Source organism: Ramlibacter sp. GS1-15 (assembly GCF_057785015.1).
This window is the reverse complement of the sequence record NZ_JBYNTU010000001.1, coordinates 255,706-280,954: the sequence shown is the minus strand read 5'-3', so window position 1 is coordinate 280,954 and position 25,249 is coordinate 255,706. Positions and strand designations below refer to the sequence as shown.

21 protein-coding genes and 1 riboswitch are annotated in these 25,249 nt (G+C 68.4%); of the genes, 9 read left to right on the top strand and 12 right to left on the bottom strand.

Annotated elements, in window-relative coordinates; translation table 11 throughout:
* Positions 1-13 precede the first annotated feature (13 nt).
* The gene (gene ahcY, locus AC3EF3_RS01390) at positions 14-1,453 is read right to left on the bottom strand and encodes an adenosylhomocysteinase (RefSeq protein ID WP_488530367.1); all 1,440 of its coding nucleotides are present in this window, start codon (positions 1,451-1,453) and stop codon (positions 14-16) included.
* Between the two features lie 68 nt (positions 1,454-1,521).
* Positions 1,522-1,590: riboswitch (S-adenosyl-L-homocysteine riboswitch) on the bottom strand.
* Positions 1,591-1,675: 85 nt separating this feature from the next.
* On the opposite strand from ahcY, the gene AC3EF3_RS01385 reads away from it, so the two are divergent.
* Complete coding sequence (locus AC3EF3_RS01385) at positions 1,676-2,758, top strand: ATP-dependent DNA ligase (RefSeq protein ID WP_488530366.1); 1,083 nt, start codon at positions 1,676-1,678, stop codon at positions 2,756-2,758.
* Here AC3EF3_RS01385 and AC3EF3_RS01380 read toward each other — a convergent pair.
* Positions 2,722-3,252, bottom strand: a complete 531-nt coding sequence (locus tag AC3EF3_RS01380) for a hypothetical protein (protein ID WP_488530365.1) — start codon at positions 3,250-3,252, stop codon at positions 2,722-2,724. The genes AC3EF3_RS01385 and AC3EF3_RS01380 overlap by 37 nt on opposite strands.
* 19 nt (positions 3,253-3,271) lie before the next feature.
* Positions 3,272-4,240 carry a non-homologous end-joining DNA ligase gene (gene ligD, locus AC3EF3_RS01375; protein ID WP_488530364.1) on the bottom strand — a complete coding sequence of 323 codons (969 nt, stop codon included), beginning with the start codon at positions 4,238-4,240 and terminating at the stop codon, positions 3,272-3,274.
* Positions 4,241-4,320: 80 nt separating this feature from the next.
* On the opposite strand from ligD, the gene AC3EF3_RS01370 reads away from it, so the two are divergent.
* Together AC3EF3_RS01370 and AC3EF3_RS01365 are read left to right on the top strand one after the other, a co-directional pair.
* On the top strand, positions 4,321-5,958 hold the full coding sequence (locus AC3EF3_RS01370; RefSeq protein ID WP_488530363.1) for a peptide chain release factor 3: 1,638 nt from the start codon (positions 4,321-4,323) through the stop codon (positions 5,956-5,958).
* 11 nt (positions 5,959-5,969) lie between these two features.
* Positions 5,970-6,764 carry an HAD-IIB family hydrolase gene (locus tag AC3EF3_RS01365; protein ID WP_488530362.1) on the top strand — a complete coding sequence of 265 codons (795 nt, stop codon included), beginning with the start codon at positions 5,970-5,972 and terminating at the stop codon, positions 6,762-6,764.
* Positions 6,765-6,768: 4 nt separating this feature from the next.
* On the opposite strand, the gene AC3EF3_RS01360 is transcribed toward AC3EF3_RS01365, so the two are convergent.
* Positions 6,769-7,572, bottom strand: a complete 804-nt coding sequence (locus AC3EF3_RS01360) for a gamma-glutamyl-gamma-aminobutyrate hydrolase family protein (RefSeq protein WP_488530361.1) — start codon at positions 7,570-7,572, stop codon at positions 6,769-6,771.
* Entirely contained in the window at positions 7,569-8,336 is a 768-nt protein-coding gene (locus AC3EF3_RS01355) for a gamma-glutamyl-gamma-aminobutyrate hydrolase family protein (RefSeq protein ID WP_488530360.1), read from the bottom strand. Before AC3EF3_RS01355 ends, AC3EF3_RS01360 begins: the two co-directional genes overlap by 4 nt.
* A gap of 195 nt (positions 8,337-8,531) precedes the next feature.
* On the opposite strand from AC3EF3_RS01355, the gene AC3EF3_RS01350 reads away from it, so the two are divergent.
* Together AC3EF3_RS01350 and AC3EF3_RS01345 are read left to right on the top strand one after the other, a co-directional pair.
* Complete coding sequence (locus tag AC3EF3_RS01350; RefSeq protein ID WP_488530359.1) at positions 8,532-9,716, top strand: NAD(P)-binding domain-containing protein; 1,185 nt, start codon at positions 8,532-8,534, stop codon at positions 9,714-9,716.
* Positions 9,717-9,726: 10 nt separating this feature from the next.
* Positions 9,727-10,896, top strand: coding sequence for a carboxylate--amine ligase (locus tag AC3EF3_RS01345; RefSeq protein ID WP_488530358.1), 1,170 nt, complete (start codon positions 9,727-9,729; stop codon positions 10,894-10,896).
* A gap of 18 nt (positions 10,897-10,914) precedes the next feature.
* Here AC3EF3_RS01345 and uvrA read toward each other — a convergent pair whose 3' ends face one another.
* Entirely contained in the window at positions 10,915-16,602 is a 5,688-nt protein-coding gene (gene uvrA / locus AC3EF3_RS01340; protein WP_488530357.1) for an excinuclease ABC subunit UvrA, read from the bottom strand.
* 151 nt (positions 16,603-16,753) lie between these two features.
* Here uvrA and AC3EF3_RS01335 point away from each other — a divergent pair, with 151 nt between their 5' ends.
* From AC3EF3_RS01335 to AC3EF3_RS01320, 4 genes are all read left to right on the top strand, one after another.
* Positions 16,754-17,872, top strand: a complete 1,119-nt coding sequence (locus tag AC3EF3_RS01335; protein ID WP_488530356.1) for an ABC transporter substrate-binding protein — start codon at positions 16,754-16,756, stop codon at positions 17,870-17,872.
* Between the two features lie 67 nt (positions 17,873-17,939).
* Entirely contained in the window at positions 17,940-18,167 is a 228-nt protein-coding gene (locus AC3EF3_RS01330) for a PepSY domain-containing protein (RefSeq protein WP_488530355.1), read from the top strand.
* Positions 18,167-18,838, top strand: a complete 672-nt coding sequence (locus AC3EF3_RS01325; RefSeq protein ID WP_488530354.1) for a response regulator transcription factor — start codon at positions 18,167-18,169, stop codon at positions 18,836-18,838. Before AC3EF3_RS01330 ends, AC3EF3_RS01325 begins: the two co-directional genes overlap by 1 nt.
* Entirely contained in the window at positions 18,835-20,157 is a 1,323-nt protein-coding gene (locus AC3EF3_RS01320) for an ATP-binding protein (RefSeq protein WP_488530353.1), read from the top strand. Before AC3EF3_RS01325 ends, AC3EF3_RS01320 begins: the two co-directional genes overlap by 4 nt.
* Positions 20,158-20,208: 51 nt before the next feature.
* On the opposite strand, the gene AC3EF3_RS01315 is transcribed toward AC3EF3_RS01320, so the two are convergent.
* From AC3EF3_RS01315 to AC3EF3_RS01290, 6 genes are all read right to left on the bottom strand, one after another.
* Positions 20,209-21,870, bottom strand: coding sequence for an MFS transporter (locus AC3EF3_RS01315; protein WP_488530352.1), 1,662 nt, complete (start codon positions 21,868-21,870; stop codon positions 20,209-20,211).
* Positions 21,871-22,023: 153 nt separating this feature from the next.
* Positions 22,024-22,677 carry a 2-hydroxychromene-2-carboxylate isomerase gene (locus AC3EF3_RS01310; protein ID WP_488530351.1) on the bottom strand — a complete coding sequence of 218 codons (654 nt, stop codon included), beginning with the start codon at positions 22,675-22,677 and terminating at the stop codon, positions 22,024-22,026.
* The gene (locus AC3EF3_RS01305) at positions 22,674-22,907 is read right to left on the bottom strand and encodes a DUF1289 domain-containing protein (RefSeq protein WP_488530350.1); all 234 of its coding nucleotides are present in this window, start codon (positions 22,905-22,907) and stop codon (positions 22,674-22,676) included. The genes AC3EF3_RS01310 and AC3EF3_RS01305 overlap by 4 nt, the downstream gene beginning before the upstream one ends.
* Positions 22,904-23,407: a YbaK/EbsC family protein gene (locus AC3EF3_RS01300; RefSeq protein ID WP_488530349.1), complete on the bottom strand. Its 504-nt coding sequence runs from the start codon at positions 23,405-23,407 to the stop codon at positions 22,904-22,906. Before AC3EF3_RS01300 ends, AC3EF3_RS01305 begins: the two co-directional genes overlap by 4 nt.
* A 4-nt stretch (positions 23,408-23,411) precedes the next feature.
* Entirely contained in the window at positions 23,412-24,320 is a 909-nt protein-coding gene (locus tag AC3EF3_RS01295) for a hydroxymethylglutaryl-CoA lyase (protein ID WP_488530348.1), read from the bottom strand.
* A gap of 8 nt (positions 24,321-24,328) precedes the next feature.
* Complete coding sequence (locus AC3EF3_RS01290; RefSeq protein ID WP_488530347.1) at positions 24,329-25,249, bottom strand: 2-hydroxyacid dehydrogenase; 921 nt, start codon at positions 25,247-25,249, stop codon at positions 24,329-24,331.

Genomic DNA, 25,249 nt, shown 5'->3' with positions numbered 1-25,249 from the left:
GCCGCGCTGCCAATCAATAGCGGTAGGTGTCCGGCTTGTACGGCCCCTGCTTCGGCACGCCGAGGTACTCGGCCTGCTCGTCGGTCAGCTCCGTGAGCATCGCGCCGAGCTTCCTGAGCTGCAGGCGTGCGACCTTCTCGTCCAGGTGCTTGGGCAGGACGTACACCTTGCCGACCTCGTAGAAGTCCTTGTGCGTGAACAGCTCGATCTGGGCGATCGTCTGGTTCGCGAACGACGACGACATCACGTAGCTGGGGTGGCCGGTGGCGCAGCCCAGGTTCACGAGGCGCCCCTTGGCCAGCAGGATGATGCGCTTGCCGTCGGGGAAGATCACGTGGTCGACCTGCGGCTTGATCTCTTCCCACTTGCACTGCTTCTCGAGCGCGGCGACGTCGATCTCGTTGTCGAAGTGGCCGATGTTGCAGACGATGGCCTGGTCCTTCATCTTCGCCATGTGCTCGTACGTGATCACGTTCTTGTTGCCCGTGCACGTGACGAAGATGTCGCCCTTGTCGGCGGCGTAGTCCATGGTGACCACGCGGTAGCCTTCCATGCAGGCCTGCAGCGCGTTGATCGGGTCGATCTCGGTCACCCACACCTGCGCCGACAGCGCGCGCAGCGCCTGGGCCGAGCCCTTGCCGACGTCGCCGTAGCCGGCCACGATCGCGACCTTGCCGGCGATCATCACGTCGGTGGCGCGCTTGATGCCGTCCACCAGCGATTCGCGGCAGCCGTAGAGGTTGTCGAACTTGCTCTTGGTGACGGAGTCGTTGACGTTGATGGCGCGGAACAGCAGCGTGCCCTTGGCGCTCATCTCGTTCAGGCGGTGCACGCCGGTGGTGGTCTCTTCCGTCACGCCGATGATCGCCGCCGACTTGCGCGAGTACCAGGTCGAGTCCTCCGCGAGCTTCTTGCGGATGGACGCGAACAGGATGCGCTCTTCCTCGCTGTGGCCGTTGCCTGCGACCAGCGCCGCGTCCTTCTCGGCGCGCTTGCCCAGGTGCATGAGCAGCGTGGCGTCGCCGCCGTCGTCCAGGATCATGTTCGGGCCTTCGCCCTCGCTGCCCTTGGCGGCGAACTCGAAGATGCGGTGGGTGTAGTCCCAGTACTCCTCGAGCGATTCGCCCTTCTTCGCGAACACCGGCGTGCCCGTCGCGGCGATCGCGGCCGCGGCATGGTCCTGCGTCGAGAAGATGTTGCACGAGGCCCAGCGCACCTGCGCGCCCAGCGCCTGCAGCGTCTCGATCAGCACGGCCGTCTGGATGGTCATGTGCAGCGAGCCGGTGATGCGCGCGCCCTTGAGCGGCTGGCTCTTCGCGAATTCCTCGCGGATCGCCATCAGGCCCGGCATTTCGGTCTCGGCGATGCGGATTTCCTTGCGGCCCCAGTCGGCCAGCTTGGCGTCGGCGATCACGCAGTCCTGCGTGGTGGAAGGTTTGAGAACGGCGTTCATCGTGGCTCCTGAGTCATGTCGAGGTGCCACTGCCGGGGGAGAGACAAAAAAGCTCACCGCACCGGGACAGTGGGTGAGCGTCGTTGCGAAGGTTTCCGAGCCTGACACCGCGCGGTGTTGCAACGCTCCTCGGATTGGGGCCGATTTTATAGGAATCGGGATGACCCGCGAAAGCGCAACCCTCTGTCAGGCATCACCCGGGTGGCGGAACTACAAGGGCCGATGGCCACCACGCCCGCCACCACGCCGCCGATCGAGCCCATGCTGGCGAAGATCGCCGATGAGCTTCCCCAGGAGGACGGGTTCCTGTTCGAACCGAAGTGGGACGGCTTCCGGGCGATCGTGTTCCGCAACGGCGACGAGGCGTACATCCAGAGCCGCGACCTGCGTCCGCTCAACCGTTACTTTCCCGAGCTCGAGCGTGCCTGCATCGAGCGCCTGCCCAAGGGCTGCGTCATCGACGGCGAGATCGTCGTGGTCGGCGCCGACGGGCTGGACTTCGATGCGCTCCAGCAGCGTCTGCACCCGGCTGCTTCGCGCGTGGCCAGGCTGGCCAACGCGACGCCCGCCTCATTCATCGCCTTCGACCTGCTCGCAGCGGGCGGGCGCTCGACCATGCAATTGCCACAGGCCGAACGGCGCACGCGGCTCGAACGGCTATTGGGCAGCGTGCAGCCCCCGATCCACCTCACGCCCGCGACGCGCGACCGCGCGCAGGCGCAGGACTGGCTCGAGCGCTTCGAAGGCGCGGGGCTCGACGGCGTGGTCGCCAAGCCGCAGTCCGCCCCCTACCAGCCCGGCAAGCGCGCGATGCTGAAGATCAAGCATGCGCGCACGGCCGACTGCGTGGTCGCGGGCTTCCGCTGGTACCGCGACACGGACGACGCGGTCGGCTCGTTGCTGCTGGGCCTCTACAACGAGGCCGGCGTGCTGCAGCATGTGGGCGTGACATCGTCGTTCACGATCGCGATGCGAAAGCAACTGGTCGAGGAGCTCGCGCCCTTGCGCCAGGACGCTTTGAAGAACCATCCCTGGGCGGGCTGGGCCGAGGCCACGGGCGAGGATGCCAATCGCATGCCCGGCGGCCAGAGCCGCTGGAGCGCGGGCAAGGACCTGTCGTGGGAGCCGCTGCGGCCCGAGCGCGTGTGCGAGGTGAAGTACGACCACCTGCAGGGCGACCGCTTCCGGCACGCAGCGACCTTCCTGCGCTGGCGCCCGGACAAGCCGCCGGAAGATTGCCGCTACGACCAGCTCGAAGCGGTCGCGCCTTACGAACTGGCGGACGTGTTCGGCGTGAACGCGTGACTGCGCAAGCGGCGGCGCTTGGGCCGCTCCCGTTTTTCCTGCGGCACCGGGCAGCCTTGCCCGATGTTCTCGAGCGCGCCGGCGAGGCCGTTCAATTCAAGCTCGTGGCGCATCGTGCCTTGCGGCGTGGCTTCCTCGATGCGCACCTTGCGGCTCTGCGCGAGCTTCGCGAAGTCCTCGCCGTTGAACGCGATCGCCTTCAGCTCCTTCTCGCCCGCGCTCAGCGGCCGCTGCGCGCCCATCGGCTGGTCGTCGAAGCCGAAAGCCACGCTCCTGACGTCGTCGCTGGTCTGGATGACGAGCATGTCCTTGCTCAATTGCACGTGGCGGTTGGCGCGGTAGAAGCCCGTGCACGCCACGACGTTGCCGCCGTCGCGCACCGAGCGCACGACGAACCAGGGCCCGCTGCGGTACACCGGCTGGTTGGGGCGGTCGGCGGCCTGGGCGAACGCACAGGCCCCGAGGACGGCGAGGGCGGCCAGGATGGGCTTCATGGGCGCGAATGGTAGCGCGCTAACGCGCCTTGCGGTAGTACGGCGGCCACGGCGCATCGCCCAGGCCGTCCTTCTCCTGCCGCGCCGAGAGTTCGAGCAGTTTCCCGAGCGAACACGCCGCATCGTCGATGCCTTCGTGCGGGTCGCCGATCCGCGCGAAGCGGGCCGGCACCGTCTTCAAGGTGAAGTCGCCGGGATCGCAGGACTGCAGCTCGCCCCAGCTGGCCGGTGCCGAGACGCGCGCCTCCTCGTTCGGCCGCACCGAATACGCGGAGCACACGGTGCGGTCCTTCGCGTTCTGGTTGTAGTCGATGAAGACGCCGTGCCGCTCCTCTTTCCACCACGCGCTGGTGGCGAGCTTCGGCGCGCGGCGTTCGACTTCGCGCGCCAGGGCCAGCGCCGCGCGCCGCACCTCATCGAAGCCCCAGCGCCGCTCGATGCGCACCAGCACGTGGACACCGCGCGACCCCGAGGTCTTGGGCCAGCCGACCAGATCGAAATCCGCGAGCGTCTCGCGCACCAGCTGCGCCACCTGCAGGATCTGCTTCCATTTCACGCCCGGCACCGGGTCGAGGTCGACGCGCAGTTCGTCCGGATGCTCGAGGTCCCCGGCCCGCACGGGATGCGGATGCAGCTCGATGCAGGCGAGGTTCGCCATCCACGCGAGCGCGGCCGCATCGCGCGGCACGATCTCCTGCGCCGTGCGCCCCGACGGGAAACGGATCTCCGCCACCTCGATCCAGTCGGGCCGCGCGGCCGGCACGCGCTTCTGGAAGAAGGACTCTTCGCCGATGCCGTTCGGGTACCGCTTCAGCACGCACGGGCGCCCGCCGGCGCCGCGCAAGGCACCGGGCGCGACGGCCAGGTAGTAGCGGACGAGGTCGAGCTTGGTGACCAGCGCCTTGGCGAACAGCAATTTGGATGGATTGGAGACCACCACGTCGTGCCTGCCCGCCGCCAGCGTTTCATGCTCGACTTTTGCCCCCATGCGGACCAGCGTACGCCCGGCGCGGCACAATAGGGGGTTCGTCGTGACCGGCTGTCCACGACAGTTTCCGGAGTTTTCCCTTGTCTGCCTCGCCCTACGCCGCCGAAGTCCGGCGCCGCCGCACCTTTGCCATCATTTCCCACCCCGACGCGGGCAAGACCACGCTGACGGAAAAGCTGCTGCTGTTCTCCGGCGCGATCCAGATCGCCGGCGCTGTGAAGGGCCGCAAGGCTTCGCGCCACGCGACGTCCGACTGGATGGAAATCGAGAAGCAGCGCGGCATCTCGGTCGCCTCGTCCGTGATGCAGATGCTCTACCGCGAGCATGTGATCAACCTGCTCGACACGCCCGGCCACAAGGACTTCTCGGAAGACACCTACCGCGTGCTGACGGCCGTGGACTCGGCCTTGATGGTGATCGACGCCGCCAACGGCGTGGAAGCACAGACCAAGCGGCTGATCGAGGTCTGCCGCCAGCGCGACACGCCCATCATCACCTTCGTCAACAAGATGGACCGCGAGGTGCGCGAGCCGCTGGACATCCTCGACGAGGTCGAGCGCGAACTCGGCATGCCGTGCGTGCCGATGACCTGGCCGGTGGGCAAGGGCAAGGGCTTCGGCGGCATCATGAACCTGCGCACGCAGGCGATGACGGTGTTCGAGTCGGGCAGCGAGCGCCGTCCGGAGGAGTTCGAGACCATCGCCCTGTCGGATACGGCCAGGCTCCAGGAGCGCTTCGGCAGCGAATACGAGCATGCCGCCGAGAGCATGGAGCTCGCCGCCGGTGCCTCGCCCGAGTGGAACCACGAAGCTTTCCTCGCCGCCAAGCAGACGCCCGTCTTCTTCGGCTCGGCCGTGAACAACTTCGGCGTGATGGAAGTGCTGGAGGCGCTGGTCGACCTCGCGCCGCCGCCGCACCCGCGCACCAGCCACCTGGTCGTCAATCGCCAGGTGCAGGAGAAGGTCATCGAACCCGACGCGCCGAACTTCGCCGGCGTGGTGTTCAAGGTGCAGGCCAACATGGACCCGTCGCACCGTGACCGCATCGCCTTCGTGCGCATGGCCGCCGGCAGGTACCAACCCGGCATGAAGCTGAAGGTGCAGCGCACGGGCAAGGAACTGCGGCCGACCTCGGTCGTCACCTTCCTCTCGCAACGGCGCGAAGCCGTCGACGAAGCGTTTGCCGGCGACATCATCGGTTTCACCACGCACGGCGGCGTGCAGCTGGGCGACACGATCACCGACGGCGCCAACCTGCAGTTCACCGGCCTGCCCTTCTTCGCGCCCGAGCTGTTCCAGGTCGTGATCCTCAAGAACCCGCTGCGCACGAAACAGTTGCAGCAGGGCCTCGCGCAGCTGGGCGAGGAAGGCGCGATCCAGGTGTTCCGGCCGCAGATCGGCGGGCCGATGCTGCTGGGCGCCGTGGGCCAGCTGCAGTTCGAGGTGGTGCAGCATCGCCTGAAGGCCGAGTACGACTGCGACGTGCGCCTCGAAAGCTCGCAATACACCGGTGCGCGCTGGATCACGGCCGACACGCCGCAGGAATTGAAGGCCTTCACGGACGCCTATCCGCAACGCATGGCGCTCGATGCCGCCGATGCGCTCGCGTTCCTGTGCACCTCGCCCTACGACGTGCGGCTGGCGCAGGAGCGCTTCCCGAAGATCCATTTCCATCCGCTGCGGGAACACGCGGGCTTGGCGCTGCACGGCGCGTCGTGAACAATCCGGCGATGCAACCGCTCGCCTCGATGCCGCGCGATGTCGCCGCGCGCATCCACACGCTCTTCGCCGACATCGACGACACGCTGACGACGCACGGCAAGCTCACGGTCGAAGCCTATGCCGCGCTCGAGGCGCTGCAGCGCGCCGGCGTCCGCGTGGTGCTGGTCACGGGCCGCCCGGCGGGCTGGTGCGACCACATCGCGCGCATGTGGCCGGTCGACGCGGTGATCGGCGAGAACGGAGCGTTCTACATGTGGAACGACGCGGCGGCGCGCAAGCTGCGCACGCGCCATGTGTTCGACGAAGCGACGCGCGCCGCCAACGCCGCGCGCATGCAGGCCGTGCGCAAGCGCGTCCTGCGCGAAGTGCCCGGCACCGCGATGGCGTCGGACCAGTTCTGCCGCCTGTACGACATCGCGATCGATTTCTGCGAGGACGTGCCGCCGCTGCCCGCACCGGAAGTGCGGCGCATCGTCGCGATCATGGAAGAAGCCGGCATGACGGCCAAGGTCAGCTCGATCCACGTCAACGGCTGGTTCGGCGACTACGACAAGCGCTCGATGGCGAAGCTGCTGGCCCGCGAGCGCTTCGCATTCGACCTGGACGCGGAACGCGAGCGCTGCACCTTCGCGGGCGATTCCCCGAACGACGCGCCGATGTTCGCGTACCTGCCGCACGCCGTGGGCGTGGCGAACGTCCGGCACTTCCAGTTGCCGCCCGGCCAGGCACCGGCCTACGTGACGCAGGCCGAAGCCGGCGCAGGGTTCGCGGAGCTGGCGCGCCACCTGATCGCGGCCCGTTAAGCCTTCACGCCACCAGCTCGCGTTCGGGCACCGGGCTGCCGGTGCGCGCGGCGAAGTGGTCCCAGCAGGCGCGCACGTAGGCGTTCATGATGCGGCCGTAGCCCTCGTGGCAGCGCCAGCCCCATTCGGGATGGAACTGGAAGCCCCACGCGAAGAACGTCGGGTCGTGCCAGCGGAACGCCTCGACCAGTCCGCAATCGGCATGGGCTTCGGCAACCAGCCCCTGCCCCAGTTCCTTCACGCCCTGCGAATGCAGCGAGCTCACGCCGAAGCGATGCAGCCCCGTGAGCTTTTCCAGTTCGCCGCCTGCCACCAGTTCGACTTCGTGCCGGTCGGCGTACTGCTGCTCGAGCGACTCTTGCGGATCTTCCCAATGCCGCACGCAGCCGCCGCGCTTGCGCAGCGACTGGTGCAGGCTGCCGCCCATGGAGACGTTGAAATCATGGCAACCCCGGCAGAACGAAATGAGGGGCACGCGCCGCGCAATCGCCAGCCGCACGAGCGGCTGCGCGACCGCGTCGCGGTCGTGGTCGTAGCACAGCACGTCGGCCTCTTCCGGTTCGCCGTAGAGGCTGGGATGCACGTGCGTCGCCGAGCCCCCGAGCAGGACACCGTCGACCGTGTCGAGCATCGCGGGGATGCGCTCCGGCGGCACGCCCGGATAGGTCGTCGGCTGCAGCCCCATGTTGAGCAACGTGCGCGTGCCGGCTTCGTCCATCACGGTGTAGACCTGCGGCTTGCCGTGCTCGTTGCCGAGCACGCGGTGGCTGGCCACCACCCAGACGAGAGGCACGCGCGCGCTCGTCATGCCTCCTCCCTCCGTTTTCGATGGTCGATGCAGGCCTGCGCGAATGCCTCGAGCGTGCGGTGGTAGAAGGGGTTGGACTCGTGGTTCCACTCGGGATGCCACTGCACCCCGAACGCGAACGTGGGCGAGCCGTCCACGCGCACGCCTTCGACCAGGCCGTCGGGCGCGAAGGCCTCGGCCACGAGGTTCTGCCCCAGCCGCTTGATGCCCTGGCCGTGCAGCGAGTTGACGCGGGCCTTCGTCGCGCCGGCCCAGGCCGCGAATTCGCTGCCCGGCAGCAGCTCGACGTCGTGGCGTTCGGCGAATTGCACCTCCAGGGGCTCATCCGCCGGTTCGCGATGGTCCATCATCCCCTCTTCCGAATGCAGCCGCTGGTAGAGGCTGCCGCCCAGGGCGACGTTCATCTCCTGCAGGCCCCGGCACACGCCGAGCACCGGCACGCCGGTCGCGATCGCCGCGGGCACCAGCGCCATCGTCAAGGCGTCGCGGCGGGGATCGAGCAGGTCGGTTTCCAGCGCCATCGCCTCGTAGCGCGAGGCGTCGACATTGGACGGCGAGCCCGTCAGCAGCACGCCGTCGACCAGCGGCAACAGGTCGGTGACGTCGCCGGCGCCAGCCATCGGGTAGAGCACCGGCTGCAGGCCGAGCTTGCACACGGCCTGCGCATAGCGATCGGCCAGCACGGTGTAGCCGCCGGGGTCATCGATGTCGAGGTTGCGGTGGCAGGCGGGCAGCCAGACGAGCGGGCGGTGCGCGGAACGCATGGCCCCATGGTGCATGCATGGCGCCTGACGCGCATGGCAGCCCATCAACTCTTCGCGTCGGACCACTCCGACGCGCGTTCCTGCCGGGCTTCGACGCCCAGGGAGAAGTCTCCCCTGCCGAAGGGGAGGTTCCGCCCACGCGTACCGATCCGTGCAGCGCTACCCTGACAGCGGGCAGACTTCAGGGGTGCTGCATTGACGAGGAAACATCCCGCGGCGATCGTCGGCGCCGGGCCACACGGACTCGCGGTCGCCGCCCACCTGCGCCACGCGAAGGTCCCGTTCGTGATCTTCGGCGAGGTGATGAGCTTCTGGCAGCGGCACATGCCTGCCGGAATGCTGTTGCGCTCGGAGCGGCGCGCATCGCACATCGCGGACCCCGAGCACCGGCTGACCCTCGACCACTACGAGGCAGAACTCGGGCGCACGCTGCCCCGGCGGATTTCCCTGGATGACTTCATTGCGTACGGACAGTGGTACCAGCAACGGGCCGTGCCCGACGTCGACCCACGTCGCGTCACCCAAATCGACCGGCAAGGCGCGGACGGGTTCCGGCTGACCCTGGAGGACGGCGATGTCGAGCACGCGCAGCGCGTGATCGTTGCGACCGGATTGCACGGCTTCGCCATGCGGCCGACGGCCTTCGCCGATGTTCCGCCCGAGCTGGCGCCCCATTCCTCCGAGGTCAAGGAACCGGCGGCGTACAAGGGACTGGACCTCGCCGTCATCGGCGCGGGGCAGAGCGCGCTGGAGCTCGCCACCCTGCTGAGCGAAGCGGGCGCCCGGGTGGAGGTGATCGCCCGAGCCCCCGCGCTGCGATTCACTTCGGGCCAGGGCTGGCTGCGGGATTCGGCGGTCCACAAGATCGTCTACCCGCCTGGCGAGGTCGGACCGCCGGGCGTCAATTGGGTGATCGAGCTGCCCGCGGTGTTCCGGTCGCTGCCCACCGGGGCGCGGCGCTGGGTCGCGAGCCGTGTGCGGCCGGTGGGGGCGTTCTGGTTGCAGACGCGCATGAACGGCATCCAGGTGACGGCCGGACGTTCGGTCGCGTCCGCATCGGTGACCGGCAGCGGCAAGCGGCTGCGGGTCGTGCTCGACGATGGCGCGGAACGCGAACTGGACCGCACCGTGCTGGCGACCGGGTACCGGCCCCGCGTCGACCGCAACCCGATCCTCTCATCCGAACTCGCACGTTCGGTCCGGCGAGAGGACGGGTGCGCACCTCAGCTGAACGGCGCCTTCGAGTCGTCCGTGCCCGGGCTCCACTTCATCGGCGCAGCGGCCGCCGCGAGCTACGGACCGCTGATGTTGTTCGTGGCCGGCACCCGCTACGCCGGCCGATCCGTGGCACGCCACCTCGCGGCGGCCGCGTCCGTCTAGAACTGCCGCCATGGTGCTCCAGCGCGCCGTGCTGCTCGGGGGCTCTCATGGATCGCTGGCCCTGGCGCGATCGCTGAGAAAGGCCGGCGTCGAGGTCTGGTTCGTCACGGACGCCGTCGCGATGCCCTGCTACTCCCGTTCCATCGCGAAAGTCATCCGCTGGCCCGGCCCGGACGATCCCGACGCCCTGGTCGCGCTCGAGGCGATCGCGCACGCGAATTCCTTGGCGGGCAGCCTGCTGATCCCCGCCGCGGACGCCGAGGTCCGCCTGGTGGCGCAGGCGCACGAACGCCTCGCCCGCATCTTCAGGGTGATGGTGCAGGACTGGGACCAGCTGCGCTGGGCTTGCGAGAAGGTGCTGACCTATCGCCATGCCGCGCAGCTCGGGATCGCCATCCCCCAAGTCCATGAGCTGAACCTGTCGAGCCCACCGCGCCCGCTGGAGTTTCCGCTGGTCCTCAAGCCATCGATGCGGGTGCAGAGAAATCCCCTCACCGATGCGAAGGCGTGGCGCGTGGACCACCGGGCCGAGTTCGACGAGCGCTACCGCGCCGCTTGCGACCTGGTGGGGGCCGAGAACGTCGTCGTTCAGGAACTGATCCCGGGCGGCGGGGAAAACCAGTTGTCGTACGCCGGCTTCTGGGATGCGGGCAAGCCGGTGATCAGCTTCACGGCCCGGCGCCTGAGGCAGTACCCGCTGGACTTCGGCTACACCTCCACTTACGTCGAGACGGCCGATCTGCACGACGCGACCGAGGCCGCCGAAACGTTCCTGCGATCGATCGATTTCCATGGGCTTGTCGAAGTCGAGTTCAAGCGCGACCCGCGCGACGGCGTCCCGAAACTGCTGGACGTCAACCCGCGTCCGTGGACGTGGCTGTCGCTCGCGGTGGCCGCCGGCGTCGACCTGGGAGCGGCGATCGCCTGCACCGCAGCCGGCCGGCCGGTGCCGGCCATGCGCGTGCGCAACGGCGTCGCGTGGATGTTCGCCTCCCGCGACCTCGTCGCACTCGCCAGTTCCCGCCCCGGGTGGCCCGGCTTCCTGCGCTACTCGGCCGGCTGCTGGCGCGCCCGCGCGTTCGCCGCGTTTTCCTGGGATGACCCGCTGCCGGGGTTCATGGAGTTTCCCGTCACCCTGCTGCGCGTGCTCCAGCGCCGATGGCACGCAGCCAAGCTGTGACCGCCTTGCCCGCGAGGTTCAGCGCGCCAGCACGGGCGCGAGCGCCTCGCCGGTATGCGTCTTCTTCGCGACCAGGTGCTCGGGCGTGCCCGCCGCGACCACGCGACCGCCCGCACTGCCGCCTTCGGGGCCGAGATCGATGATCCAGTCGGCCTCGGCGACGATGTCCAGGTCGTGCTCGATCACGACCACGCTGTGGCCGCCATCGACCAGGCGGTGCAGGACGCGCGCGAGCTTCTCGACGTCGGCCATGTGCAGGCCCACCGTCGGCTCGTCGAGCACGTAGAGCGTGTGCGGCGCCTTCTGGCCGCGCCGCGTGATGTCGTCGCGCACCTTGCTCAATTCGGTGACCAGCTTGATGCGCTGCGCCTCCCCGCCCGACAGCGTCGGCGACGGCTGGCCCAGCGTGAGGTAGCCCAGGCCCACGTCCTTGAGCAGCTGCAGCGGATGGCTGATGTTCGGCATCGAGGCGAAGAACTCCACGGCCTCGTCCACTTCCATCTGCAGCACGTCGCCGATGCTCTTGCCGCGCCAGGTGACGGCCAGTGTCTCCGGGTTGAAGCGCGCGCCGTGGCAGGACTCGCAGGGCACCTTCACGTCGGGCAGGAAACTCATCGCGATCGTGCGCACGCCCTGGCCTTCGCAGGTGGGGCAGCGGCCGTCGCTGGTGTTGAACGAGAAGCGGCCCGGCCCGTAGCCGCGCGCCTTCGCTTCCAGCGTGTCGGCGAACAGTTTGCGGATGGTGTCCCAGAAGCCGATGTAGGTCGCCGGGCAGGAGCGCGGCGTCTTGCCGATCGGCGTTTGGTCCACTTCCAGCACGCGGTCGATCGCCTGGTAGCCGTCGAGCGACTTCGCGCCGGCCCAGTTCGGGCGCTTGCCCCTGTCGTCCGCATCGCGCCCGGCTTTCGTGCTGCGCTGCTGCACGGCCGCCTGCACGTTGGCCAGCAGCACGTCGCGCGCCAAGGTCGACTTGCCCGAACCCGACACACCCGTCACGGCGACCAGCCGTTGCAGCGGGACGTTCACGTCCGCGTCGCGCAGGTTGTGCATGTCCGCGCCGCGCAGCTTCAGCTCCGGTGCCGCGCCATTGCGCCGCGGCTTCACCGGATGCTTCATCGCGTGCAGCAGGTACTTGCCGGTGACCGATTCGTCCACCCGGGACAGGTCTTCCGGCGTGCCCTGCGCGACGACGCGCCCACCCCGTTTGCCCGCGCTCGGCCCGATGTCGATGATGTGGTCGGCGCGGCGGATCGTGTCCTCGTCGTGCTCCACCACCACCAGCGTGTTGCCCTTGTCGCCCAGCTTGTGCAGGGCATCGAGCAGGATCTGGTTGTCGCGCGCGTGCAGGCCGATGGTCGGCTCGTCCAGCACGTAACACACGCCTTGCAGGTTCGATCCGAGCTGCGCCGCCAGGCGGATGCGTTGCGCCTCGCCGCCCGAGAGGGTGGGCGCGCCGCGGTCCAGCGTGAGGTAACCCAGGCCCACTTCCTCGAGGAACTCGAGGCGCGACTTGATCTCGGGGATCAGGTCGCGCGCGATGCCTTTCTCGCGCGCCGTCAGGACGTCCTTCACTTCCAGGCTCTCGATCCAGCGGCGCACGTCGACCACCGACAGCGCGGCGATCTCCGCGATGCCGGTCCGGTCGAACTTCACGTGGCGCGCCTGCAGGTTCAGGCGCGTGCCGTGGCAGGACGGGCAGGCTTCGTCGGCGACGTCCTCGACCTCCGGCTCGGCGAAGGTCTGCTCGCGGCCCTTGTCGTCGGCGTCCTGGATCGTGTCGTCGAAGGCCTTGCGCTGCTCGCGCGTGAGCTTCACGCCGGTGCCGACGCAATCGGGGCACCAGCCGTGCTTGCTGTTGTACGAGAACAGGCGCGGGTCCAGCTCGGGGTAGCTGGTGCCGCACACCGGGCACGCGCGCTTGGTCGAGAACACCTCGACCTTGCCGATGTGGTGGTGCTTGCCCAGCCCTTGCAGCATCGCGCCCTTGAGGCCGTCCAGCGGCGCCAGCACGTGCAGCACGCCCTTGCCGTGTTCCAGCGCTTCGGCGAGCTTGTCGCGCAGCAGCTGCTCGTTGGCGGGCGTGATGTCGAGGTCGCACACGGGCAGCTCGATCGTGTGTTCCTTGAAACGGTCGATGCGCGGAAAGCCCGTCGTCGGCAGGAAGTTGCCGTCCACGCGCAGGTGCGTGTAGCCGCGCGGCCGCGCCCAGTCGGCCAGCTCGGTATACACGCCCTTGCGGTTGACCACCAGCGGCGCGAGCAGGCCGATGTGCTGGCCCTTGTACTTGCGCATGATCTGCGCCGCGATCGAATCGGGCGTCTGCGGCCGCACCTCGGCGCCGTCGTTGACGCAATGCTGCACGCCGAGCTTGACGTACAGCAGGCGCAGGAAATGCCACACTTCGGTCGTCGTGCCGACGGTCGATTTGCGCCCGCCGCGCGACAGCCGCTGCTCGATCGCCACCGTCGGCGGGATGCCGTACACCGCATCGACCTCGGGCCGGCCCGCCGGCTGCACGATGCTGCGCGCATAGGCGTTGAGCGATTCGAGGTAGCGCCGCTGCCCCTCGTTGAACAGGATGTCGAACGCGAGCGTCGACTTGCCCGAGCCGGACACGCCCGTGACCACACTGAACTTGTTGTGCGGGATGTTGACGGACAGGCTCTTGAGGTTGTGTTCCTTGGCGTTGACGATCTGGATCGCCGGAATGGGGCCGGACGCCGCCTTCGCCGGACGATAAGCGGCGAGCGCTTCGGACACGCCCAGCGTCCCGTCGTAGTCGCGCAGCGCCTTGGCCGTGTGCGAGGTCGGATGGTTGCGCACTTCCTCCGGCGGCCCTTCCGCCACCAGCAGGCCGCCCGCGTCGCCGCCTTCCGGCCCGAGGTCGATCAGCCAGTCCGAAGCGCGGATCACGTCGAGGTTGTGCTCGATCACCACGATCGAGTTGCCGCCTTCGAGCAGCTTGCGCAGCGCGCGCATCAGTTTCGCGATGTCGTCGAAGTGCAGGCCCGTCGTCGGCTCGTCGAAGAGGAACAGCACGCCCTTGTTCGCGACGTTCTGCCGCGACTGCGTGGCGCTCTTCGCCGCCTGCGCGAGGAAGCCCGCGAGCTTCAATCGCTGCGATTCGCCGCCCGACAGCGTGGGCACCGGTTGCCCCAACTTCACGTATTCGAGGCCGACGTCGACGATGGGCTGCAGCGCGCGGATCACGTCGCGGTCGTTGGCGAACAGCGCCGCGGCTTCACTGACGGTGAGCTCCAGCACGTCGGCCACGTTGAGGAACTTGCCGCGCTCGATCGTGACCTCGAGGATCTCCGGCCGGTAGCGTTTGCCGTCGCAATCGGGGCAGCGCAGGTAGACGTCGGACAGGAACTGCATCTCGACATGCTCGAAGCCCGAGCCGCCGCAGGTCGGGCAGCGCCCATCGCCCGAGTTGAACGAGAACTTCGCCGCCGTGTAGCCGCGCTGCCTGGCCAGCGGCGCGGTGGCGAAGATCTCGCGGATCGCGTCCCAGGCGCCGACGTAGCTCACGGGGTTGGACCGCGCGGTCTTGCCGATCGGCGACTGGTCGACGAACACCACGTCGCTCAGGTGATCGGCCCCCAGCAGACGGTCGTGCGCGCCCGCCGCTTCGGTGGCCCGCCCGAAGTGGCGCATCAGCGCCGGCGCGAGGATGTCCTGGATCAGCGTGGACTTGCCCGAACCCGACACGCCGGTGACGCAAACGAGCTTTTGCAGCGGGAATTCGACGGCGACGTTCTTCAGGTTGTGTTCGCGCGCGCCTTCGAGGATCAACCGTGGCGTCGCCTCGGTCACCATGCGCTTGAGCCCCATGCCGACGTGCTTGCGTGCGCCGAGGTAAGCGCCCGTGAGCGTGTCGGCGGAACGCAGCTCGTTGACCGGCCCGTCGAACACGATGCTGCCGCCGCGCTCACCGGGACCCGGCCCCATGTCGATCACGCGGTCGGCCGCGACCATGACGGCCGGGTCGTGCTCCACCACCACCAGCGTGTTGCCGGCGTCGCGCAGGCGCATCATGGCCTCGGTGATGCGGTTCATGTCGCGCGGATGCAGGCCGATCGAAGGCTCGTCCAGCACGAACAGCGTGTTCACGAGCGACGTGCCCAGCGCCGTCGTCAGGTTGATGCGCTGAACCTCGCCGCCGGACAGCGTGCGGCTCTGGCGGTCCAGCGTGAGGTAACCGATGCCGACGTCGACCAGGTAGCGCAGGCGCGTGGTGATTTCCTCGAACAGCAGCTTCAGGGCCTGCAGGTCGCCCTGCCCCGCGTGCGCCTTCTCCTGCTGCGGCTCGACCCGGTCGAAGAATTTCCGGAGGCGCTCGATCGGCATCAGCATCAGGTCGTGCAGGCACAGGCCCGGCAGCGCCTCGAGTTGCTCGCGCGACCACTGCACGCCCACCGGCAGGAAGCGCTGCGCAGGCTCCATCACCGCGTCCGCGTCCTCCTTGGTGCCCAGCCGCCACAGCAGCGATTCGAGCTTCAAGCGCGCGCCGCCGCAGGTTTCGCACGGCGTGTAGCTGCGGTACTTCGACAGCAGCACGCGGATGTGCATCTTGTAGGCCTTGCTCTCCAGGTACTGGAAGAAGCGGCGGATGCCGTACCACTGCTTGTTCCAGTTGCCCTCCTTGTAATTGGGCACGCCGTCGATCACCCACTTCTTCTGCTCGGGCGTGAGCTTGTACCAGGGCGTGTCGCGCGGGATGCCCGCGGTCTCGGCATGGCGCATCAGGTCGTCCTGGCATTCGGACCAGGCGGGGGTCTGGATCGGGCGGATCGCGCCCGCGCGCAGCGTGAGCTTGTCGTTGGGGATCACGAGGCCCCAGTCCACGCCGATCACGCGGCCGAAGCCGCGGCACGTCTCGCACGCGCCCACCGGCGAGTTGAACGAGAACATCGACGGGATCGGGTCGGCGTAGCGGATGTCGCTGTCGGGGCAATGCAGGCCGGTGGAGAACTTCCAGTTCTCGTACTCGTCCTCGCCTTTCTGCGCGTACACGGACATGCGCCCGGAGCCGCGCTTGAGCGCCACCTCGATCGCCTCGATGGCCCGCGCGCGCTCGGTGTTCTGCAGCCGGAAGCGGTCGGCCACGACATCCAGCACCTTGCGCGGACCGGTGACCGTCGCGACCTCGCGTTGCGTGTGCACGCGGGTGAAGCCGCTGGCCGCCAGCCACTGCTCGATTTCCTGGGGCGTCGTGTTGGCCGGCAGTTCCACCGGGAACGTGACGACCAGGCGCGGGTCCTCGGCCGCCGTGCGGGCCTTCAGCTCGTCGTAGATCGTGTCCGGCGTGTCGTGCCGCACCGGCCGCGCCGTCTGGCGGTCGAACAGCTGCGCGGCCCGCGCGAACAGCAGTTTCAGGTGATCGTTCAGCTCGGTCATGGTGCCGACGGTGGAACGCGACGAGCGCACCGGGTTGGTCTGGTCGATGGCGATCGCCGGCGGCACGCCTTCGACCCGGTCGACCGCCGGCTTGTCCATGCGATCGAGGAACTGGCGCGCGTAGGCGGAGAACGTTTCGACGTAACGCCGCTGCCCTTCGGCGTACAGCGTGTCGAACACCAGGCTGGACTTGCCCGAGCCGCTGGGCCCCGTGACGACCGTGAGTTCGCCCGTGCGCAGGTCGACGTCGAGGTTCTTCAGATTGTGTTGACGCGCGCCGCGGATGCGGATCAGGCCTTGGGTCATACTGCGGGGGTTCCTCAAAGAAGGCCAAACATTCTAGGGACAAGGAAGTGCAAGCTTCTGTCATGTGGTTTTCCGCATCCGTGGAAGCCACAAGCGACGGTGGCGACACGTCTTCCTAGACTTTCTGACACAAAGCTGTAAGGAGACAACCGTGGGATTCAATCCTTGGAAGAAGGCGGGGCTCGTCCTGGGCCTGGCGATCGCCTGCGCCTCGGCGCAGGCGGATATCCTGGTCGGACAGACCGTGGGCGTGACCGGGGCGGTGTCCGCCACCGTGAAGGAAGCGCTGGTGGGCGTGCACCTGTACCTCGATTGGGTCAACGCCAATGGCGGGGTCAAGGGCGAGAAGATCGAGCTGGTGACGCTGGACGACCACTTCGACGTGAAAACCGCCGCGGAAAACGCGCGCGTGCTGATCGAGGAGAAGAACGCCGTGGTCCTGTTCATGGACCGCGGCACGCCGCATACGCAGGCCATCATGCCGCTGCTGGAGAAGCACGGGATCGCGCTGGTGGCGCCGTCGACGGGCGCCATGCTGTTGCACAAGCCCGTGAACAAATACATCTTCAACGTACGAGCGCCCTACCAGCGCGAGGCGCAGAAGGCGGTGGAGCACCTGGTCACGCTCGGCATCGACCGCATCGCCGTCGTGCACGTGGACGACACCTTCGGCGCCGACGCGCTGGAAGGCGCCACCAAGGGCTTCGAGAAGGCGAAGATCAAGCCGGTCGCCGTGGTGAAGGCCGACCGCGACAAGCCCGACTACCAGCAGATCGTGCCGCCGCTGCTGGCCGCCAACGCGCAGGCCGTGCTGTGGATCGCATCGGGCACCGCCGTCTCCGAAGGCATCAAGGCGCTGCGCACCGCCGGGTCGGCCGCGCAGGTCATCACCCTGTCGAACAATGCCTCGGGCGGCTTCATCAAGCAGCTGGGCACCGCCGGCAAGGGCGTGATCGTCACGCAGGTGTTCCCGTACGAGCGCTCGTATGCCTTCCCGATCGTGCAGGAGGCGGTGTCGCTCGCCAAGGAAACCGGCGTGCAGGAGCTGTCCCCGGCGATGCTGGAGGGCTTTGCCGGCGCGAAGGTGCTGGTTGAAGCGCTCAAGCGCGCCAGCCCGCACCCCACGCGCCAGAAGGTCCTGGCTGCGCTGGAAAGCATCAAGAAGTTCGACCTGGGCGGGCTGGAAGTGACCTACAGCGCGACCGACCACACCGGCCTGGAGTTCGCCGACCTGTCGATCATCGGCACGGACGGGCGTTTCCGGCGCTGATCCGTTCAGCGGCCGTTCAGGCCGGCCGCCGCATCATGGCTGCATCCGAAAGCGTAGGATTCCAGCCATGAAACTGCTCGTCCAAGTCGTGTGCGCGTTGCTCGTCGGCGCGTCCCTGCCCGCCTTTGCCGAGGTCAGCCGCGACAACGCGGCGGCGATCGCCCAGGGCATGGCCGGCGGCGGCCGCGTGCTGTCCGTCGAGCGCAGCGGCCCGACCTGGCGGGTGAAGATCGTCACCGCCCAGGGACAGGTGCGGGTCGTCCTGATCGACGCCGCCACGGGCCGCGCCTCCTGATGCGATTGCTGCTGGTCGAGGACGAAGCCCCGCTGCGGCTGACGCTCGCGCTCAAGCTCGAGGCCGAGGGCTACCGGGTCGACCAGGCCGCCGACGGTGCCGATGGCCTGCACCAGGCGCGCGAGTTCCCGATCGACTTGGCCATCGTCGATCTGGGCCTGCCCAAGCTCAGCGGTATCGAGCTCATCAAGCGCCTGCGCGAGGACGGGCGGAAGTTGCCGATCCTAGTCCTCACCGCGCGCGGCAGCTGGCAGGACAAGGTGCAGGGCCTGGAAGCCGGCGCGGACGATTACCTGGTCAAGCCCTTCGAATACCCGGAGCTCGCGGCGCGCGTGAAGGCGCTGCTGCGGCGCGCGGCGCAAGCCACATCCGACGTGCTGAAGGTCGGCCCGATCGCGATCGACTTCACCGCGCAGGAGGTGCGCCTGAATGAGGCGCCGGTCGACCTCACGACCTATGAATACCGGGTGCTCGAATTCCTGGTGCGCCAGCGTCCGCGCGTGGTGAGCAAGCAGGAACTCGCCGATTACCTCTACCCCCACGACGAGGACCGCGACAGCAACGTGCTGGAGGTGCTGGTCGGCCGCCTGCGCCGCAAGCTCGATCCCGACGGCAAGCTCGCGCCGATCGAAACCGTGCGCGGCCGCGGCTACCGCTTCACGCTCGAATGATGCGGTCGGCGTCCATCCGCAGTCGCCTCGTCATCGGTGCTGCGGTGGTGCTGCTGGCCTTCATGGCCGTCGCCGGCTACGCGGTGGAACGCGCGCACGCCGACAGCGTGCGCTCGGCGCATTTCGCGCGCTTGCAATCGACGGTGTACCTGCTGCTCGCCGGCGCCGAGCTCTCCAGCGACGGCGCGTTGCAGATGCCGCCTTCCTTGCCCGAGCCGCGGCTGTCGCTGCCCGGATCGGGCCTGTACGCGCGGGTGTCGAACGTGGACCGCCACGAGGAATGGCGCTCGCCGTCGAGCGTGGGGCGGGCGCTGCCCTTTCCCGGGGCCGGCCCGGTGGGGGACTGGCGTTTCGATGAATCGGGGGCCTACCTGTCCGCCAGCTACACGGTGAAGTGGTCGGTCGGCCGGCTCGATGCGCCGCTGGCGCTGGCGGTGCTGGAGGACCGGTCGGGCGTGGACCGCGAGATCGGCGCGTTCCGCCGCACGCTGTCCTTGTGGCTGGGCGGTGCGTCCGTGCTGCTGCTGGGTGCGCAGATGCTGCTGCTGGCATGGGGGCTCAGGCCCTTGCGCGACGTCGCGAACGAAATCGCTCGGGTCGAAGGCGGCGAACAGGGCGAGGTGCAAGGCGATTACCCCGCGGAGATCGCGACCCTGACCGGGAACATCAACGCGCTGATCCGCCAGGAGCGGCTGCGCCAGACGCGCTACAAGGAGGCGCTGAGCTTCCTCGCGCACAGCCTGAAAACACCGCTGGCCGTGCTGCGCACCGCGCGCGGCGAGGCGCAGCGGCTGCCGCAGCTGGTCGACGAGCAGGTCGCGCGGATGGACGACATCGTGCAGCACCAGTTGGCGCGCGCGGCCAGCGGCGCGGGCCCGCTGTTCGTCGCGCCGCTGAAGCTGCGCGAGGTGCTGGAGCGCATCCGCGCCTCGCTGCTGAAGGTGTATGCCGACAAGGGCTTGGCGATCGAGGTCGATGCACCCTCGGAGCTCACCTGGCGCATCGTCGAAGGGGACGCCTTCGAGCTGTTCGGCAACCTGCTGGACAACGCGTCGAAGTGGTCACGCGGCACGGTGCGCGTGCGCGTCGCGCGCGAGGGTAGCGACCTGCACGCGCGCATCGAGGACGACGGCCCGGGCTTTTCGGACACGGAATCCATCCTGCAGCTGCACGTGCGCGGCGACGAGAAGGTGCCGGGCCACGGCGTCGGGCTGGCGGTGGTGAGCGAGCTGGTGGCGGCGCACCGCGGCGAGCTGCGGCTCTCGCGCTCCGAGGCGCTGGGCGGCGGCCAGGTGGACCTGGTCCTGCGGACCGCGTGAATGAAAAAAGCCCCGCCGTGCGGGGCTTTCTCTTGTCGTTGGAGGCTCGCCTCAGTCGGCCGCGTAGATGTTCACGTCCTTCGTTTCCTTGATGAAGAGCGTGCCGATCACGAAGGTCGCCGCGGCGATGATGATCGGGTACCACAGGCCGTTGTACATGTTGCCGGTCTGCGCCACGATGGCGAACGCCGTCGTCGGCAGGAGGCCGCCGAACCACCCGTTGCCGATGTGGTAGGGCAGGCTCATCGAGGTGTAGCGGATGCGCGTGGGGAACAGCTCCACCAGCATCGCCGCGATCGGGCCGTACACCATCGTCACCAGGATCACGAGATAGGTGAGGATCAGCGTGACCATGAACTTGTCCATCTTCGCCGGGTCGGCCTTGGTCGGGTAGCCCGCGGCCTTGAGGTCGTCGGCGACGGCCTTCTTGAATTCGGCGTCCTTCTTCTTGGCTTCGTCGGCGGGCAGGCCCCTGGACGTGTAGCTGGGGATCGCGGTCTCGCCGATCTTGATGGTGGCGACGGTGCCCGCGGGCGCGGCGGCGTTCTCGTAGCTCACCGAAGCGCCGGCCAGCACCTGCTTGGCGATGTCGCACGAGCTCGTGAACTTCACGGTGCCGGTCGGGTTGAACTGGAACGAGCACTCGTTGGGGTCGGCGGTCACCACCACCTTGTTCTTGGCCTGCGCGGCGGCGAGGTCGGGATTGGCGGCCTTGGTCAGCGCGCCGAACACCGGGAAATAGGTGATCGCGGCGAGCAGGCAGCCGGCCATGATGATGGGCTTGCGGCCGATCCTGTCGGACAGCGCGCCGAAGATCACGAAGAACGGCGTGCCCACCAGCAGCGAGATGGCGACCAGGATGTTGGCGGTGGGGCCGTCGACCTTCAGCGCCTGCGTCAGGAAGAACAGCGCATAGAACTGGCCCGAGTACCACACCACGGCCTGGCCGGCGGTGAGGCCGACGAGCGCGAGGATGACGATCTTCAGGTTCTTCCACTGGCCGAAGGACTCGGTCAGCGGCGCCTTGGACGTGCGGCCTTCGGCCTTCATCTTCTGGAACGCGGGCGATTCGTTCATCGACAGGCGGATCCACACCGAGATGGCGAGCAGGAAGGCCGAGGCGACGAACGGGATGCGCCAGCCCCAGTCACCGAAGGCCTGCGGGCCGAGCAGCGTCTGCGTGCCGAGGATCACGAGCAGCGACAGGAACAGGCCCAGCGTCGCCGTGGTCTGGATCCACGCCGTGTACGCGCCGCGCTTGCCGTGCGGCGAATGCTCCGCGACGTAGGTCGCCGCACCGCCGTACTCGCCCCCGAGCGCCAGGCCCTGCAGCAGGCGCAACGCGATCAGGATGATCGGGGCGGCGACACCGATGCTCGAGTAGCTCGGCAGCACGCCGACCACGAAGGTCGACAGGCCCATGATCAGGATGGTGACGAGGAAGGTGTACTTGCGCCCGATCATGTCGCCCAGGCGGCCGAAGAAGATCGCGCCGAACGGCCGCACGATGAAGCCGGCCGCGAACGCGAGCAGCGCGAAGATGAAGGCCGAGCCCGAATCGAGGCCGGAGAAGAACTGCTTCGCGATGATCGCCGCGAGCGAACCGTAGAGGTAGAAGTCGTACCACTCGAACACGGTGCCTAGCGACGAGGCGAAGATGACCTTCTTCTCCTCGGGCGTCATCGGCCGCGGGGCGGCAGCAAGGGTAGCCATGCGTTGTCTCCTGAAGAATGAACAGCGCCCGAACCGGGCACCTGGGGGCATTCTTCGCGCGTGCTCTGACCCTGCTCTGACGCGAAACCAACCGGGGCTTGCGCGAAACTTTCGCCGCGCTGACCGATTAAGGTGAAACCCTGTGATGGCGTTTCACGATGCGGGCTTGCTGACTCGTCCGACCGCCGCCGGCAGCTGCGTGACGGCGTTCCATTCCTCGCCGCCGATCCACGCATCGCCTTCGAGGTACGCGCGCAGCATCGCGAGGGCGTCGAAGCCCCAGAAGATCTTGTCGTCCACCACGAAGGTCGGCACACCGAATGCGCCGCGCGCGAGGGCTTCGTCGGTGTTGGCCTTCAGCTCGTTCTTCACGTCGTCGCTGGCCGGATCGCGCCGGGGCTGCAGCGCCTGCTTCAGCGCTTCGGTGCGCGCGGCGTCGCCCGCGTCGGCGCCGCCGCGCCACACGTGGCGGAACACCGTTTCGGCGACATAGCGGTTGATGCTGCCTTTGTCGCCGCACGCCAGCGCGAGCCGCAGCAGCGCCAGCGGATTGAACGGGTGGGCGGCCGGCATCTGCATGGGGATCGCGTTCGCGCGCGCCTGCCAGAGCACCTGGCGATAGGTCCAGTCGCGCTTGGGCCGGACCTCGGCCGGACCCAGCTGGCCGTACTGCTTCAGGAAGGCGGCGAAGAGGACGGGCTTGTAGACGACCGCGTAGCTGAGCCCCTGCAGCGCGTCGGGCAGCTTCTCGAACGCCAGGTAGGCGTAGGGCGAGATGAAGTCCAGGTAGAAGGTGATCTGCTTCATGGGTTGCGCTCCTCGATGCGTTGCGCGATCAGGGCCCAGACCTCGCGCTTGTCCTCGTCGGCCATCCGCCCCCACGCCGCGATCTCGTCCAGCGTGCGAAAGCAGCCTTCGCACAACTCGGTCGTGCCATTCATGCGGCACACGGAAATGCACGGCGACGGCACGTCCTCGCCGAGCCCGGCACCGACCACGCGGGCGCGTTGCACGAGCTGGTCCAGCACGGAACTCACGCGGCCGGGTCCTGCACCACGTCCGCCACCGGTGCGCCGGTGAGTCGCTCCAGGTCCTGCGGCCTGAGCTTGAACACCCCGTGCGGGTGCCCCGCGGCGGCCCAGATCTCGTCGAAGCGGAACAGCTCGCGGTCGATCAGCGTGACGGGGGGCGTGGCATGCGCGACCGGTGACACGCCGCCGATCGAATAACCGGTCTTCGCCTTGACGAACTCCGCATCGGCGCGGCCGGTCTTGCCGACGATGGCATCGACCTTCTTCTCGTCGACGCGCCGGTCGCCCGAGGCGATGACGAGCACCGCCGCGTCGTCGGCCTTGCGCCGGAAGATGATGCTCTTGGCGATCTGGCCGACGTGGATGCCCAGCGCGTCGGCGGCCTGCTGCGCCGTGCGCGCGGCGTCGTCGAGCATCACCGGTGAATGCGGATGGCCCTTCTCGATCAAGGCGCGCGCGACCCGTTGCACGCCTTCGGGCAGGGGTGTCAGTTCGGCGCCGCACATCCGGTCAAGCCGCCCGCTTGTTCAGCAGCGCCGTCGCCGCGCGCGAGTTCGGCTTGCGGCCGAGGAAGTCGCTGATGTACTTGCCCGCATCGATCAGCTTGTCGAGGTCGATGCCGGTCTCGATGCCCAGGCCGTTCAGCAGGTAGACCACGTCTTCGCTGGCGACGTTGCCGGTCGCGCCCTTCGCATACGGGCAGCCCCCCAGGCCCGCGACCGACGTGTCGAACTGCCAGATGCCCATCTCGAGGCAGGCCATGGTGTTGGCGAGCGCCTGGCCGTAGGTGTCGTGAAAATGGCCCGACACGTCGTCGACGTCGTAGTGCTTGAGCGCGGCTTCCATCGCGCGCTGCACCTTGATCGGCGTGCCCACGCCGATGGTGTCCGCCACGCCGACATGCTGCACGCCGATTTCTTTCATCAGGCGCGCGACCAGCTCGACCCGCTCGGGCGCGATCTCGCCTTCGTACGGGCAACCCACGGCGGTGGAAATGGCACCGCGCACGAAGATGTTCTTCGCCCGCGCAGCCTCGACCACGGGCGCGAAGCGCTCGATCGACTCGGCGATCGAACAATTGATGTTGCGCTGGCTGAAGGCCTCGCTCGCCGCGCCGAACACCACGATCTCGTCGGGCCTGGATGCCACCGCCGCCTCGAAGCCCTTCATGTTGGGCGTGAGCACCGAATAGCGCACGCCCGGTTGGCGCTCGATGCCGGCCATCACCTGCGCGTTGTCGGCCATTTGCGGCACCCATTTCGGCGAGACGAAGCTGGTGACCTCGATCTCCTTCAGGCCCGCGTCCTGCAGCAGGTGCACGAGCCGGATCTTCACCTCGGCCGGGACTTCCTGCTTTTCGTTCTGCAGGCCGTCGCGCGGGCCGACGTCGACGAGTTTGACTCTGGAGGGCAACTTCATGATGGTTCCTAGTATCCCCTGTCGCGATCGACCACGCCGGCGACGGGCTCTCCGCGGGCGAGCGCCCGGATCTTGCCGGCGATCTGCGCGATGCTTTCGTCGCGCAGCGTGCGCGCCGAGGTGTGCGGCGTGATCGTCACCTTCGGGTGCTGCCAGAACGGATGGTCCTGCGGCAGCGGCTCGGTGCGGAAGACGTCCAGCGTCGCGCCGGCCAGGTGGCCACTGTCGAGCAGCGCGATCAGGTCTTCCTCGACCAGGTGCGCGCCGCGCGCGACATTGATCACGTACGCACCGGGCAGGAGCCGGGCCAGCGTGCCGCGATTCATGATGCCTTCGGTGTCGGGCGTGAGCGGCAGCAGGCAGACCAGCACGCGGGTGCCGGCCAGGAACGCGTCGAACTCGCCGTCGCCCGCGAAGCACTCCACGCCGTCGACGGCCTTGCGCGTGCGGCTGAAGCCGCGCACCGGGAACTCGAAATGCCGCACGGCCTGCGCCACCCGCTGGCCGAGCACGCCCAGGCCCATGATGCCCACCGGGAAGTCCGTGCGCAGGCGCGGGCGCCGGAACGACCACGCGCCGTGCCTGATGTCGTCCTCGTAGCAATCCAGCTCGCGGAAATGCCGGATCAGCGCGTGGCAGACGAACTCCGCCATCTGCACCGCCATGCCGCCATCGTCGATGCGCACCAGCAGCGCCTGCGGCGGCAACCGCAGCTTGAGCAGCGCGTCGACGCCCGCCCCCGCGTTGAAGATCGCTTGCAGTCCCTGCTGCTCGTCGAACAGCTGCTGCGGCGGCGACCACACGACGGCGCAGTCGGCCGGCGCCGCGCCGGGCTGCCACTCCTGGACGTCGGCGCCCGGCAAGGCGGCGCGCAAACCTTCCACCCAAGGAAGGGCCTTCATTTGCGTGGCGCAGAAGATGATGCGCAT

Excerpts from the sequence above, each read along its gene's own strand:
- ahcY (WP_488530367.1), bottom strand. The coding sequence starts at position 1,453 with ATGAACGCCGTTCTCAAACCTTCCACCACGCAGGACTGCGTGATCGCC.
- AC3EF3_RS01385 (WP_488530366.1), top strand. The coding sequence starts at position 1,676 with ATGGCCACCACGCCCGCCACCACGCCGCCGATCGAGCCCATGCTGGCG.
- AC3EF3_RS01380 (WP_488530365.1), bottom strand. The coding sequence starts at position 3,252 with ATGAAGCCCATCCTGGCCGCCCTCGCCGTCCTCGGGGCCTGTGCGTTC.
- ligD (WP_488530364.1), bottom strand. The coding sequence starts at position 4,240 with ATGGGGGCAAAAGTCGAGCATGAAACGCTGGCGGCGGGCAGGCACGAC.
- AC3EF3_RS01365 (WP_488530362.1), top strand. The coding sequence starts at position 5,970 with ATGCAACCGCTCGCCTCGATGCCGCGCGATGTCGCCGCGCGCATCCAC.
- AC3EF3_RS01360 (WP_488530361.1), bottom strand. The coding sequence starts at position 7,572 with ATGACGAGCGCGCGCGTGCCTCTCGTCTGGGTGGTGGCCAGCCACCGC.
- AC3EF3_RS01355 (WP_488530360.1), bottom strand. The coding sequence starts at position 8,336 with ATGCGTTCCGCGCACCGCCCGCTCGTCTGGCTGCCCGCCTGCCACCGC.
- AC3EF3_RS01345 (WP_488530358.1), top strand. The coding sequence starts at position 9,727 with ATGGTGCTCCAGCGCGCCGTGCTGCTCGGGGGCTCTCATGGATCGCTG.
- uvrA (WP_488530357.1), bottom strand. The coding sequence starts at position 16,602 with ATGACCCAAGGCCTGATCCGCATCCGCGGCGCGCGTCAACACAATCTG.
- AC3EF3_RS01330 (WP_488530355.1), top strand. The coding sequence starts at position 17,940 with ATGAAACTGCTCGTCCAAGTCGTGTGCGCGTTGCTCGTCGGCGCGTCC.
- AC3EF3_RS01325 (WP_488530354.1), top strand. The coding sequence starts at position 18,167 with ATGCGATTGCTGCTGGTCGAGGACGAAGCCCCGCTGCGGCTGACGCTC.
- AC3EF3_RS01320 (WP_488530353.1), top strand. The coding sequence starts at position 18,835 with ATGATGCGGTCGGCGTCCATCCGCAGTCGCCTCGTCATCGGTGCTGCG.
- AC3EF3_RS01315 (WP_488530352.1), bottom strand. The coding sequence starts at position 21,870 with ATGGCTACCCTTGCTGCCGCCCCGCGGCCGATGACGCCCGAGGAGAAG.
- AC3EF3_RS01310 (WP_488530351.1), bottom strand. The coding sequence starts at position 22,677 with ATGAAGCAGATCACCTTCTACCTGGACTTCATCTCGCCCTACGCCTAC.
- AC3EF3_RS01300 (WP_488530349.1), bottom strand. The coding sequence starts at position 23,407 with ATGTGCGGCGCCGAACTGACACCCCTGCCCGAAGGCGTGCAACGGGTC.
- AC3EF3_RS01295 (WP_488530348.1), bottom strand. The coding sequence starts at position 24,320 with ATGAAGTTGCCCTCCAGAGTCAAACTCGTCGACGTCGGCCCGCGCGAC.
- AC3EF3_RS01290 (WP_488530347.1), bottom strand. The coding sequence starts at position 25,249 with ATGCGCATCATCTTCTGCGCCACGCAAATGAAGGCCCTTCCTTGGGTG.